The 12,563-nt window shown below is 71.1% G+C and carries 14 protein-coding genes; 9 read left to right on the top strand and 5 right to left on the bottom strand.

Annotated elements, in window-relative coordinates; genetic code table 11:
- Window positions 1-35: 35 nt before the first annotated feature.
- Together KBX71_RS11780 and KBX71_RS11775 are read right to left on the bottom strand one after the other, a co-directional pair.
- On the bottom strand, window positions 36-389 hold the full coding sequence (locus tag KBX71_RS11780) for a hypothetical protein (protein WP_124819583.1): 354 nt from the start codon (window positions 387-389) through the stop codon (window positions 36-38).
- A 162-nt stretch (window positions 390-551) separates the two neighbouring features.
- The gene (locus tag KBX71_RS11775; protein ID WP_124819581.1) at window positions 552-995 is read right to left on the bottom strand and encodes an XRE family transcriptional regulator; all 444 of its coding nucleotides are present in this window, start codon (window positions 993-995) and stop codon (window positions 552-554) included.
- 264 nt (window positions 996-1,259) lie between these two features.
- On the opposite strand from KBX71_RS11775, the gene KBX71_RS11770 reads away from it, so the two are divergent.
- From KBX71_RS11770 to KBX71_RS11745, 6 genes are all read left to right on the top strand, one after another.
- Window positions 1,260-1,604, top strand: a complete 345-nt coding sequence (locus KBX71_RS11770) for a hypothetical protein (RefSeq protein WP_124819580.1) — start codon at window positions 1,260-1,262, stop codon at window positions 1,602-1,604.
- A 31-nt stretch (window positions 1,605-1,635) separates the two neighbouring features.
- A complete protein-coding gene (locus KBX71_RS11765) occupies window positions 1,636-1,971 on the top strand; it encodes a hypothetical protein (protein WP_030328854.1) in 336 nt (111 codons plus the stop codon).
- Between the two features lie 412 nt (window positions 1,972-2,383).
- Window positions 2,384-3,799, top strand: coding sequence for a PhoH family protein (locus KBX71_RS11760; protein ID WP_210817961.1), 1,416 nt, complete (start codon window positions 2,384-2,386; stop codon window positions 3,797-3,799).
- Window positions 3,800-4,044: 245 nt separating this feature from the next.
- A complete protein-coding gene (locus tag KBX71_RS11755; RefSeq protein ID WP_210817960.1) occupies window positions 4,045-4,722 on the top strand; it encodes a lytic transglycosylase domain-containing protein in 678 nt (225 codons plus the stop codon).
- 107 nt (window positions 4,723-4,829) lie between these two features.
- Window positions 4,830-5,483, top strand: a complete 654-nt coding sequence (locus tag KBX71_RS11750) for a rhomboid family intramembrane serine protease (protein ID WP_124819572.1) — start codon at window positions 4,830-4,832, stop codon at window positions 5,481-5,483.
- Window positions 5,484-5,589: 106 nt separating this feature from the next.
- A complete protein-coding gene (locus KBX71_RS11745) occupies window positions 5,590-6,558 on the top strand; it encodes an NAD(P)/FAD-dependent oxidoreductase (protein WP_210817959.1) in 969 nt (322 codons plus the stop codon).
- A gap of 354 nt (window positions 6,559-6,912) precedes the next feature.
- Here the strand turns inward: KBX71_RS11745 and KBX71_RS11740 are convergent, their stop codons facing one another.
- A complete protein-coding gene (locus KBX71_RS11740; RefSeq protein WP_210817958.1) occupies window positions 6,913-7,611 on the bottom strand; it encodes a TetR/AcrR family transcriptional regulator in 699 nt (232 codons plus the stop codon).
- A gap of 139 nt (window positions 7,612-7,750) precedes the next feature.
- Between KBX71_RS11740 and KBX71_RS11735 the strand changes: the two genes are divergently transcribed.
- Window positions 7,751-8,668, top strand: a complete 918-nt coding sequence (locus tag KBX71_RS11735) for an NAD-dependent epimerase/dehydratase family protein (protein ID WP_210817957.1) — start codon at window positions 7,751-7,753, stop codon at window positions 8,666-8,668.
- 31 nt (window positions 8,669-8,699) lie between these two features.
- On the opposite strand, the gene KBX71_RS11730 is transcribed toward KBX71_RS11735, so the two are convergent.
- Both KBX71_RS11730 and glpX read right to left on the bottom strand, forming a co-directional pair.
- The gene (locus tag KBX71_RS11730; protein WP_307847046.1) at window positions 8,700-9,671 is read right to left on the bottom strand and encodes a DMT family transporter; all 972 of its coding nucleotides are present in this window, start codon (window positions 9,669-9,671) and stop codon (window positions 8,700-8,702) included.
- Window positions 9,668-10,699: a class II fructose-bisphosphatase gene (gene glpX / locus KBX71_RS11725; RefSeq protein WP_210817956.1), complete on the bottom strand. Its 1,032-nt coding sequence runs from the start codon at window positions 10,697-10,699 to the stop codon at window positions 9,668-9,670. Before glpX ends, KBX71_RS11730 begins: the two co-directional genes overlap by 4 nt.
- Window positions 10,700-10,858: 159 nt before the next feature.
- Between glpX and KBX71_RS11720 the strand changes: the two genes are divergently transcribed.
- Both KBX71_RS11720 and KBX71_RS11715 read left to right on the top strand, forming a co-directional pair.
- Entirely contained in the window at window positions 10,859-11,506 is a 648-nt protein-coding gene (locus KBX71_RS11720) for a DUF4245 domain-containing protein (RefSeq protein ID WP_210817955.1), read from the top strand.
- A gap of 208 nt (window positions 11,507-11,714) precedes the next feature.
- On the top strand, window positions 11,715-12,560 hold the full coding sequence (locus KBX71_RS11715) for a hypothetical protein (RefSeq protein ID WP_124819564.1): 846 nt from the start codon (window positions 11,715-11,717) through the stop codon (window positions 12,558-12,560).
- The last annotated feature ends 3 nt before the right edge of the window (window positions 12,561-12,563 follow it).

The raw sequence follows: 12,563 nt of genomic DNA, 5'->3' as shown, positions 1-12,563 counted from the left end.
TTCCTGGCCGAGCGGACCCGTTTGGCGGTAGGCGATCAGCGTTCGGCGGCTCCTCGTCCGCGGCGGCCGAACGGCACCACCGCCGCCTCCTGGCCGTGGCTCAACAGGTAGCCCTCCACGAACCCGGTGTTGCGGTCGCCGGTGTGGTTCTCGATCTCGTTGAGTCGTGCCACCAGGAACTCGGTGAGCGCGCTGATTCGGTTGTTCAGACGCTCGTGCAGCTCGGCGACGACGGCCAGGACGACCGCGGTGCCGGCGGTGGTGAGCGCAAAGAGGTTGACGAGCAGCGGAAGCTGCCCGCCGTCGACCGCGAGGGTCACTGTGTTGCCGGTCGCCCACAGTGTCACCGACACCGTTGCGACCACGACTGCCAACCACTTCAGGGTCATGGACAGACCCCTCCTTCTGTCCCGCAGGGCTGGGTTCGGCCTTGTCCCGTCCCCCCGCCGATGACGAGCCCAAGCAGTACGAATAGGGACGCTAGCGTGCCCGTTCCAGCCCCGGAGGCAAACGAATGAACCTGACCAGGCGTTCTTTCGCTATCTGAGGAACTAGCCTGCCTGATTGCCCCTTTTTCGGACATCGACCGGCAACGTTGGGCGGTATGCGAGATATCTGATCGTTTCGCGGATGTGGAACTTCTCCGCGTCCGACACCTGGGGATCGACCAGACGGCGGAGCAGCGCCTCCACGTCGGGGTCCATCGGAGGGGCGGGCTGGCCGGTGCGGGGGCCGGCCGCGGTGCGGTCCCAACCGAGCGCGGCGAAGGCGGCAGCCGGGTTCAGCCCCAGCCCCTCGCAGAAGGCGACCACCCGCTCGGCCTCCGGGTCGCTGGCCCAGTCGCCCCGGACCCAGCGGTTGATGGTCTGCCGGGAGACGCCGGTGCGCCGGGACACCTCGGTGCCGCTCCAGGCTCGGGTCGCCCGTGCCTCGTCCAGGGCCCGCCGGACGAAGGTGGCGAAGGCGATCTTCCGCGCATTGGCCGTCTCGGTCACTCCGTGACGGTACGGCCAGCCGAGCGCGGGTGTGCGCCCCGGCTCGCCACTGTCACGCAGACGTGACGGGGGATTCGGATTTCCGGTAAACGAGTCAGTGCCACTGTTGAGGGGTGTCACGCGGGCAGAATAGATGAACGTAGTGGTAAACGTAAGCGGACGAAAAGCTGATACTGTCACGCCCATGGGACAATCTACGGTGTGTCACGTGCATGAGACGATTGGTGCTCACATGCGTCACGCCCCCGGTGCCAGGGGGTCGTGGTGACCGAGCTCGCCACCCGCGCCCAGGCCTTCGGGCTGATCGCCGAGGGGGTCGCCGCGGGGCTGACCGCCCCCTGGCGCCTCTACCTGGCCCGAGGCTGCCGCTACCTGTCGCTGAGCGTCGGCGATCGTTCCGAGTGGAACGCCTGGCGTACCCATCTCGGCTGCCCCGAGCTGAGCGTCCGGGTCTACGACGCCGGCGGCGAGATCCGCCGTTCCTCAGTGGCCGAAGTCGTGCTGGACGGCTGCCGGATCAGCGTCGAGCTGGTCGAGGAGGTCAGCACCGACGACCTGGACCGGCTGCTCGTCGCCGACCCCACAACGATCGAGCCGGAGGAGCGATGACCTGGCGTCCCGGCTGGGCCGGAGCTGCCCGATGAGCCCGTTTCTCGCTGTGTTCCTCGTCCTGGTGCTCGGTGCCACCAGCTACGCGGCCGGTCGGCTGCACGGGCAGCTCAGCTACCGCATCGGCTACCGCTTCGGTTACCGACAGGGCTACTTCGACGGTGACCGGGGCGCCTGGAACCGGCGTCGCCGGGACGCCCAGGCGGCGATCGCCTCCGCCCTTTCGGTCTCGCCCGCGGGGGTGGTCCGCTCCGCCGGTGCCGTCGCCCGCCCCGGCACCACGTACACCGGCTCGTCGTTCAGCGCGCCGGCCGCCCCGATCACCGGGCGGCACCCGACCGGAACGCTCGTTCGACGTACCGGTTGAGGTCGGTCGGCGGGTCACGCCCGCCGACCGCCGCCACGAACGCGGTGCGTCGTCCGCGGCGGACACGCACCGTCGGGGTCACGTCAGACCGGTGACGGTGACCCCACCGGCCGGGATGCGCGCAGGGGGCATGCATCCCGGCCGGTTCCGCCGCGTTCGCGACAATGCCTCTCGGCTGGTGCGGGCGTCGACGCGGCGCTGTTCGTGAGCGCGTCTTGGGAGATCCACGTTCGGCACTAGCCGGGAAGGTTCGGCGGGGCTAGCGTCTAGGCATGGCACGGGGTTCTCCCGAGCCAGCCGGTCCGCCCGGATCTGCGACCTCGCGCATGGGGTTCCGCATCCGACCCCGTGTCCCCGGGCACCGGAGGAGGCGGAACACGGGTGGCGGGTGCCCATCCGTCGGAGCAGGCCTGTGACGACTCGCCGTACCACCGCCGGTGCCGACCAGACCCCGGCCGCGACTGCCACGACCCGCCGCGCCACCAGGAGCCGCCGTTCGGCGGCCGCCGCGCCGGCCGACCCCAAGGAGCCACGACCAGCCGGCCAGGCCTTTGTCCTGGACACGTCGGTGCTGCTCTCCGATCCGGCGGCATTCCACCGGTTCGCGGAGCATGAGGTGGTGCTGCCTCTGGTGGTCATCACCGAGCTGGAAGGCAAGCGGCACCATCCGGAGCTGGGCTGGTTCGCCCGGCAGTCGCTGCGAATGCTCGACGACCTGCGGGTCCGGCATGGCCGACTCGACCGCCCGGTGCCCGCCAACGACGTCGGCGGCACCCTGCGGGTGGAGCTCAACCACACCGACGACGGCGTGCTGCCGCCCGGGTTCCGCACCGAGAGCAACGACGCCCGGATCCTCTCCGTCGCGCTCAACCTCGCCGCCGAGGGTCGGGAGGTGACCCTGGTCAGCAAGGACATGCCGTTGCGGGTCAAGGCGGCCTCGGTGGGTCTGCGCGCCGACGAGTACCGCCACGGCCAGGCCAGCGACCCGACCTGGACCGGCATGTCGGAGATGGAGCTGAGCGAGGAGCAGATCGGCCAGTTGTACGCCGGCGAGACGCTCGACCTCGACGAGGCGGCCGGGCTGCCCTGCCACACCGGTCTGGTGCTGCACTCGGGGCGTGGTTCCGCGCTCGGTCGGGTGCTGCCGGACAAGTCGGTGCGTCTGGTCCGGGGCGACCGGGAGGCGTTCGGGCTGCACGGCCGTTCGGCCGAACAGCGGATCGCTCTCGACCTGCTGCTGGACGAGGCGATCGGGATCGTCTCGATGGGCGGCCGGGCCGGCACCGGCAAGTCGGCGCTGGCGCTCTGCGCCGGGCTGGAAGCGGTGATGGAGCGCCGCCGGCACAAGAAGGTGATCGTGTTCCGCCCGCTGTACGCGGTCGGTGGCCAGGAGTTGGGCTACCTGCCGGGCTCGGAGTCGGAGAAGATGTCGCCGTGGGCCCAGGCGGTCTTCGACACGCTCGGCGCTGTGGTGCACGAGAACGTGCTGGAGGAGGTCACCTCGCGGGGCATCCTGGAGGTGTTGCCGCTGACCCACATCCGGGGGCGCAGCCTGCACGACGCCTACGTGATCGTGGACGAGGCCCAGTCGCTGGAACGCGGTGTGCTGTTGACCGTGCTGTCCCGGATCGGGCAGGGCTCCCGGGTGGTGCTCACCCACGACGTGGCGCAGCGGGACAATCTGCGGGTCGGCCGGCATGACGGGGTGACGGCTGTGATCGAGGCGCTCAAGGGTCATCCGCTCTTCGCGCATGTCACCCTCAGCCGTTCGGAGCGCTCGCCGATCGCCGCTATGGTCACTGACCTTCTGGAGGACATCCCGATCTGACTCGGGGCTTATAGGGTCTTTTGTCCGCATTTTTGGTGTGGCACAGATCACAAACGGTCTGGTTGGTTTCCCATCAGCCTCACTGTGCGCAATCGTGTCCCACGAGCGTCCCGAGACGGGCGACATCGGCGAAGGTCGGTGCGTCGGCGCGACCGGCAACCGGTCGGGGCGCTCGTGGCACGGCTGACGGCCCACCTGTGGCCTGCCCCGCGCCACGTCCTTGCTCCCGACGAAGGGACCACTTCGTGAGTCGGCTGTGGAGCCGGTTGGGTGCCCGTACGGCTGCTGTGGCGCTGCTCTCCGTGGGCGTTGCCGGTGGCTTCTACCTGGGCGAAGACCGAGAAACCCAGCAACAGGGCCTGACCGACAAGGTCAGCGTCGAGGTCGATCGAGCCGACCTCGCGTGGCAGCGCGAGCGGCAGGCCGCCCACCAGGTGCAGTTCTCCAAGCAGCGGGCCGCCGAGTACCAGGCCAAGCTGCGGGCGAAGCAGGCCGCCAAGGAAGCCGCCGAGCGGGCCCGCCGGGCGGAGGCCGCCGCGGCGTCCCGCAAGCGGGAGCGCGCCGCCGCCAACGCGGCCGCCAAACCGTACGACGGGCCGATCCCGGCGTCCTGCGCCGAGTACAGCGGCAACCGCAAGACCGGCTGCGCCCTGATGATCGCCAAGGGCTTCGGTATCGCCGAGTTCCCCTGCCTGGAGAAGCTCTGGACCAAGGAGAGCGGCTGGAACCACAAGGCCCGCAACTCCTCGTCCGGCGCGTACGGCATTCCCCAGGCGTACCCGGGCAACAAGATGAGCTCCGTGGCGTCCGACTGGCAGACCAACCCGGCGACCCAGATCACGTGGGGGCTGAACTACGTCAAGGGCAAGTACAAGACGCCCTGCGGCGCCTGGACCTACTTCCAGAACAACAACCACTACTGACGGCCTTCGAAGGCGGGGCAGGGGGCTCTCCACCCGCCCCGCCTTCGCGGGTAATTCGTACGGGACGTGAGTGGCGGTCAGCCGCTTTTGCTGATAGCAGTTGTGGAGTGACCCTGCACCCGTCAAGCGGCGACCCGTACCGGTTCGGCACCGAGGCGTTCTACGCCGCGCTCGGCCGGGCGTTCGTCGCCATGTGCGCGGTGGTCCCGTTCCTCTTTCTCATCGAGGCGGTCGACCAGGGGCTCGCGTTCGGCCTGGACGCCACCGCCGGCATCATCCCGCAACGCATCGACGGGTTGGACGGGGTCTTCTTCTCCCCGTTCCTGCACCACGGCTTCGACCACCTCTACAGCAACAGCATCCCGCTGATCCTGCTGGGCACGTTCGTCCTCGCCGCCGGCACCCGCCGGTTCCTCTGGTCGACCCTGGTCATCATCCTGGTCAGCGGGCTCGGCGTGTGGTTCACCGGTTCACCCAACTCGGTGGTGGTCGGCGCCAGCGGTGTCATCTTCGGCTACCTGGGCATCCTGCTCACCCGGGGCATCATCGAGCGCAGCTGGTGGAACTTCGCGGTCTTCCTCCTGGTGGGTCTGCTCTACGGCTGGCAGCTGGTCGGCATCCTCCCCACCGACGAGCGGATCTCCTGGCAGGGGCACCTGTTCGGCCTGCTCGGCGGGGTGGTGGCGGCGATCCTGTTCCGTCGGCGACGACCGGCCGTCGACGGACCGGACTACTCGGGTTCCACGCTCAGCCTGCCCTGAGGCGATTCTCCGGCGCGCCTCTGGGACATGCTTGCCCGACCGTCGCCGCCCGCCTACGGTCGGGATCAGCACGCGTTGATCCGTAAGCGGGAAGCGACGGTACGCCATGCGCGAGGTCGATGTCGCCGTGATCGGGGCCGGTCCGGCCGGCCTCTTCGCCGCGTACTACGCCGGGTTCCGGGGGCTGTCGGTGGCGGTGATCGACGCTCTGCCCGAGCCGGGCGGCCAGGTCACCGCCATGTACCCGGAGAAGCTGATCCTCGACGTCGCTGGCTTCCCCGCGGTGAAGGGCCGCGACCTGGTGGCCAACCTGGTGGCCCAGGCAGCCCCGTTCGGTCCGCAGTACCTGCTCGGCACCCGGGCGGAGAAGCTCGCGTACGCCGACGGCCGCCCGGTGCTCGGCCTGGCCGGTGGCGAGCAGCTCGGCTGCGGCGCGGTCGTGGTCACCGGCGGGCTCGGCAGCTTCAGCCCCCGGCCGTTGCCGTGCGCCGACGGCGCCCCCGGCTCGGGGATCGTCTACTTCGTGACCGAGCCGACCGAGCTGACCGGTCGGGACGTGCTGATCGTCGGTGGCGGCGACTCCGCCTTCGACTGGGCGCTGGCCCTGCAACCACTGGCCCGGTCGGTGACGCTGGTGCACCGACGGGAGAAGTTCCGGGCTCACGCCTCGACGGTCGCCCGGGTGCTCTCCCTGCCGGTGCGGGTCGTGGTCAACGCCGAGGTCACCCGGCTGCTCGGGGACGGCACGGTGACCGGCGCCGAGGTGACCGTGCGCGGTGGCGAGACCGAGACGTTGCCGGTGGACACCGTGGTGGCCGCCCTCGGCTTCACCGCCGACCTGGGCCCCCTCGCCGAGTGGGGGCTACGGCTGGACCGCCGCCACATCCTGGTGGACAGCGCGATGGCCACCAACCTGCCCCGGGTCTTCGCGGCGGGCGACATCACCGAGTACCCGGGCAAGGTCCGGTTGATCGCCACCGGCTTCGGCGAGGCGGCGACGGCGGTCAACAACGCGGCGGTGGCCATCGACCCGAGCGCCCACCTCTTCCCCGGGCACTCCTCCGACGCCGCCTGAGCGTCGGTATCGGACCCAGGCCGACCTGAGTTCGGATCGAGACGGGTCGACCGGACCCTGAGGGGATGACGGGTTCCGCGACACCGCAGGACGGCGCACCCGCTCATCAGTTGGCTGTACGGCACTCCGCCGCAGACCCGGTTCGCGGTCGCGCTCGCCCTGTTGGGCGCGGTGCCGGGGGTGTTGCTGGCAATCCGGATCGCCGGACTTGTCGACCCGGCCCGTGTGTTCGAGCGTCGGTACCCACCGCGCCCGCCCTACCAGCCCTACCCTCCGGGGCCGCCGGCGGTGCCCGACCCGCCGTACCCGTCTGAACCCCCAGATCCGCTGCTCGGGCCGTCCGTGCCCGATCCGTCAGCGGGGTTGGGGCAGGCCGATCAGGTCGGCCAGTAGCCCGACCTGGTGGTCGAAGTACGCGTCCCGATGCGCGACACTCCGGTTGAGTCGACCGAACAGCTCGAAGCTGATCAACCCGAAGAGTTGGGTCCAGCCAGCCATGCCCCGGGCCAGCAGGGCGGGGGGAATGCCGGGGAAGAACACGTCGGCCAGCTCGGTCAGGTCGTCGTGCAGCGGCGTCGACAGCTCACCGGCGGGGGGTGGGCTGAGCAGGCCGCTCTCCAGCCCTTCTCGAAGCAGGCCGACAAGGGTCAGCGGGGGGCGCTGGGCTGGGCCGACGGTGTCGTCAGGGGCGGCGTACCCGGGGACCGGGCTGCCGTAGAGAAGCGCGTACTCGGCCGGGTGGGCGAGTGCCCAGTCCCGGGCCGCCCGGCACGCCGCATGCCACCGGGCGCGCAGGTCGAGCCGGTCGGGGCCGGCGGCGGCCGCCTCCACCGCGTCGCCAAGTGCGTCGTACGCCTCGATGATCAGCACGGTGAGCAGGTCGTCACGGCTCGGAAAGTAGCGGTAGATGGCGGACGAGACCATGCCCATGTCCCGAGCCACCGCGCGGAGGGAGAGGTTCGCACCGTCGGTGGCGAGGTGTTGGCGGGCGACCGCCTTGATCTCGTCGAGCATTTCGGCGCGGACCCTGGCACGGATCGAGGAGGCGGGCATGGGATCAGTCTGCCATTGATTGGAGCGCCGATCAAAAAAGTGAGCGGCGCTCTTGACGTCGTGGCGGCGGCGGGCCATGCTGAGCGAGCAAACGAGAGCACTGCTCTTGACTCGTATCGCCGCTTCCAGGGAGTTCCCCATGGCACTGCACGTGATCGTCGGCACCGGCCCGGTCGGCACCGCGACCGCCCACCTTCTCGCCGACCGAGGTGAGCGGGTTCGGGTGATCAGCCGCCGGGGTGCCGGGCCGGAACACCCGTCCATCGAACGGATCGCCGCCGACGCCGCCGACGCCGACCGGCTCAGCGTGCTGACCGACGGCGCGCAGGCGTTGTACAACTGCGCGAACCCGGCCTACCACCGTTGGCCCACCGACTGGCCGCCGCTGGCCGGTGCCCTGCTCGCCGCCGCCGAGCGGACCGGCGCGGTGCTCGCCACGGTCAGCAACCTTTACGGGTACGGACCCGTCGGCGGCCCGATGACCGAGCAGACCCCACTCGCGGCGACCGGCACCAAGGGCCGGGTACGCAACCGGATGTGGGCCGACGCGCTCGCCGCCCACCGGGCCGGTCGGGCTCAGGTCACCGAGGTGCGCGGCTCGGACTACTTCGGTGTCGGTGGCACCTCGCTGGCGATGATGGCGCTGCCCCGGGTGCTCGGCGGGCAGCGGGTCTTCCTACCTGTCGAGTGGGACGCGCCGCACACCTGGACGTACATCCCGGACGTCGCCCGTACCCTCGTCGCCGCCGCCACCGACCCGCGGGCCTGGGGTCGGGCCTGGCATGTGCCGAGCGCGCCGGCCGCGTCGATGCGTGAGCTGGCCACCCGCGTGGCGGCATTGGCGGGCGTGCCCGTGCCGAGGCTCATCCGGATGCCCTACCCGGTGCTGTGGCTGGGCGGCCTGGCCAGCCCTCTCACCCGCGAACTGCGGGAGACCGCGTACCAGTTCGATCGCCCATTCCTGATGGAGTCGGTCGCTGCCACGGCGGCCCTGGGTGTCGAGCCCACCCCGCTGGAAAGCGCGCTGGCGGAGACCGTCGAAGCCCTGCGTCGCTGAACCCGCGCCCTCCCGTCGCCGGTCCGACGCTTCAGCGACGGGCCGGCGGGGCGAGCGCGGCGATCAACACCGCCACCATGGTCAGCGCCGCCCCGAGCAGGGTGTTCACGCCGGGGTGCGAGGCCGCGGTCGGGAGGATCAGGTCGAGCAGGACGGCGCCCACGATCTGCCCGGCGATGGTGGCCAGGCCGAGCAGCAGCACACCGGTGAACCGCACGATCGCGGCGGCGATCGTGATGAACACGATGCCGATCGGGCCACCCAGGTAGAGCCACGGCTCGCTCGGCAGGTGGCCGCCGGGCCAGCCGCGTACGGCGATGTCGATCGCGAACGCGACGAGGAGGGTGACCGTGCCGACGGCGAAGTTGACGAGCGTGGCGGTCAACGCGCTGTCGGCCGCCGCCCGGACCCGGCCGTTGACGGCCTGCTGCCAGGCGATGCCCACCCCGGCGAGCAGCGGCAGCAGGGCCAGCGCCAGCGCGCCCGGGTCGCCGAGTCGGTCGCCGACCGCGAGGCCGACCGCCAGCACGGTGAGCACCGCGCCGGCCAGCCGCTGCCGGGTGATCGGCTGCCTGCCGGTCGGCCCTATCCCGGCCCGGTCCACGGCTAGGCTGCTCCCGGTCTGGCCGGCGACCACCGCAACTGTGAAGACCGCCACGCCCAACGTGCCGATGGTGAGCCCCTGGGTGGCCACCAGGAACGCCCCGCACATCCCGCCGAGGCACTGCCACGGCCGCAGCGCGCCCGTCCGCAGGGCCCGGCGCGTCGCGCCCAGCCCCCGCCGACCGCCGGGGGTCGCGGGCACCAGCACCAGCAGCACCAGCAGGCCGATACCGAACGACACCACCGCGGCGGCGAAACCGTCGTCGAGGCGTACCCCCAGCTCGCCGTTGATGCGCGACTGCACCGCCACCGCGACCCCGGAGGCCGACGCCAGCGCGACGCCGGTGATCCGGCGGGCGGCCGACAGGGTCTGCGGGGTCGCCGTGTCGGCGGCTGTCACTCCTGTTCGGCCAGCGGACGACCATCGAAGTCGACAGCCGAGTAGAGCGCCAGCTTCTCCAGCCGGTGATACGAGTCGATCACCCGGATCGTGCCGCTCTTCGAGCGCATCACGATCGACTGGGTGTACGCGCCGCCCGCCCGGTAGCGCACCCCGCGCAGCAGGTCACCGGAGGTGACCCCGGTCGCCACGAAGAAGCAGTTGTCGCCAGTGACAAGATCATCGGTGCCCAGCACCCGGTCCAGGTCGTGCCCGGCGGCGATCGCCTTCTCCCGCTCCTGCTCGTCGCGCGGCCAGAGCTTGGCCTGCATCGCACCGCCCATGCACTTCAACGCGCACGCGGAGATGATGCCCTCCGGGGTGCCGCCGATGCCCATCAGCACGTCGACGTCCGACTCGCCCCGGGCCGCCGCGATGGAGCCCGCGATGTCGCCGTCGGAGATGAACCGGATCCCCGCCCCGGTCCGGCGGATCTGCGCGACCAGGTCGTCGTGGCGGCTCCGGTCCAGCACGCAGACTGTCACCTCGGAGACGTCGGTGCCCTTGACCTTGGCGATCCGGCGCAGGTTCTCCGCCACACCGGCGTTGATGTCGATCACGTCGGCGTACGCCGGCCCGACGGCGAGCTTCTCCATGTAGAACACGGCGCTGGGATCGAACATCGCGCCCCGCTCGGAGACGGCGAGCACCGCCACGGCGTTCGGCATGCCCTTGCTCATCAGGGTGGTGCCGTCCACCGGGTCGACGGCGACGTCCACCTCCGGGCCCGAGCCGTCGCCGACGTGTTCGCCGTTGAAGAGCATCGGGGCGTTGTCCTTCTCGCCCTCGCCGATCACCACCACACCGCGCATCTGGATCGAGTTGATCAGCTTGCGCATCGCGTCGACAGCGGCCCCGTCGCCGCCCTCCTTGTCGCCCCGACCGACCCACCGGCCGGCGGCCATCGCCGCGGCCTCGGTGACCCGGACCAGGTCGAGGGCAAGGTTTCGGTCGAGATCCTGTGGGATCCGCGTCCTGGTGTTCGTCATGACGGCTACTCCTCCTCGCGACGGTGCGGGGACGACCGGCGGCGGGGAGGCCCCCACTGCCGGCTTTGTCGCTGATCCTCACACGATGGCCGACCGGGCGTCGGCGCGGGGCGGTGATGGCCCGGATACCGCCGGTCGGGCGGCTGCGAAGATAGCGGGGTGGAACCAGCACAGCCAGCCGACCGCGTACCCGCCGACCGCACGCCGCCCGACGGTCAGCCGCCGGCCGACGTCCCCGCCGGCCACGGTGGCGAGCCCGCCGCGACCGACCCGACCCCACCGCCGCCAATGGTGGCCGGCAAGTCCGAGAGATCGCCGAAGGACATGGCGATCTCGTTGCTGGTGCTGCTCGTCCCGATCGCGCTCCTGCTGGCGTTCTACCGGGGATTCCTCGGCGGTGACCAGGCCACGACCGTCGATCCGGCGCCCGCCATCGAGCAGGCCCGGTCGGCGAACGTCTTTCCGGTGAGCCAGCCGCAGGGGCTCGGCTCCGACTGGACGACGGTCAGCGCCCGCTACCAGACCGTCGAGGGCGGTGCGAACCTGCGACTCGGCTACCTCACCCCGGAGGGGAGGGGCGTCCAACTGCTGCAGAGCAGCGTCCCGGCGGATCGTCTGCTCCCCGCCGAGCTGACCAGTCAGGGCCAGCCGCAGGGCCCCACCGAGCTGGCCGGGCACACCTGGCAGCTCTACACGGCCCGGGGAAACCAGCAGGCCCTGGTCCTGCTGGAGCCGATCCGCACGGTGATCGTCATCGGCGACGCCCGGGACAACGAACTCCGCGAACTGGCCGGCTCGCTGCGCTGACCGGACCCGGCGATCGGTGGTCCCCCTCGCGCCAAATCTGGGCAACCAGACCGAAGTGTGATTGTCCGACGCGTCGACAGGGAAGAAGGAAGGGGTGATCCGGGCGCACTGCTCGGCCCGGATCGCGCGACGCAGCCGACGGTGCTGCTGCGTCGCCGGAGTTTCCGGCGCCGTCCAGGTCGTCGGGTGACCCCCTTGGGAGACACGTATGACTGTTCGACGACTCGGCGCCGGCCTGGTAGCCGCCGCTCTGATCACGCCCGCACTGGCAGCCTGCGCCAGCGGAACCGGCACCGCCGGATCGACGCCGTCGCCGACGGTGACCGCGTCCGGCACGGCGAGCCCGTCCGGTGCCCCGGTGGCGGGCGACGCCAAGCAGGCCCTGCTCGACTCCACCAAGGAGATCAGCAACGGGAACTTCCGGTTCACTCTCGCCGGTGCCGGCTCGACGGCGGAGGGGCTGGTGCACCAGCCGAGCCAGAGCGCGGCGATGAAGGTCGCGATCGGGGGCCCCTCGTCCGACCTGGCGATGAAGCTCGACGTGATCCACTTCAAGCCGGACAGCTGGGTCAAGCTGGAGCTGACCGGCCCGACCGCCGACAGCCTGCCCGCCATCAAGCAGCTCAACCTCGGCAAGTACCAGCACCTGGACCAGAACCGGATCAAGGGCAACCGCAGCCTCGGCTTCGACTTCGAGAAGGTCGACCCGGCCGGCAGCGCGGTGCTCACCCAGGGCATCACCGAGGTCCGCAGCACCGGCACCGGCGCGTACGCCGGCACCATCGACGTCACCAAGGCCGCCGAGGCGGGCTCGTTGAACGCCGCCACGATCGCCGCGCTGGGCACCCAGGCGAAGACCGTCCCGTTCACCGCGAAGGTGGACCCGCAGGGCCGTCTGAGCGAGCTGGTGCTGCAGCTGCCGGCCGCCGGGCAGACCGCCGCCCAGGAGGTCAAGATGACGTACTCCGACTACGGTGCCGCCACCGCCGCGCAGAAGCCGCCGGCGGACCAGGTCGTCGAGGCGCCAGCCGAGCTGTACAGCCTGTTCAACTGACGT

This window comes from Micromonospora sp. D93 (assembly GCF_018070365.1).
Taxonomy (GTDB): Bacteria; Actinomycetota; Actinomycetes; order Mycobacteriales; family Micromonosporaceae; genus Micromonospora; species Micromonospora ureilytica.
The sequence above is the reverse complement of the archived record's forward strand: the minus strand, read 5'-3'. Positions and strand labels throughout refer to the sequence as shown.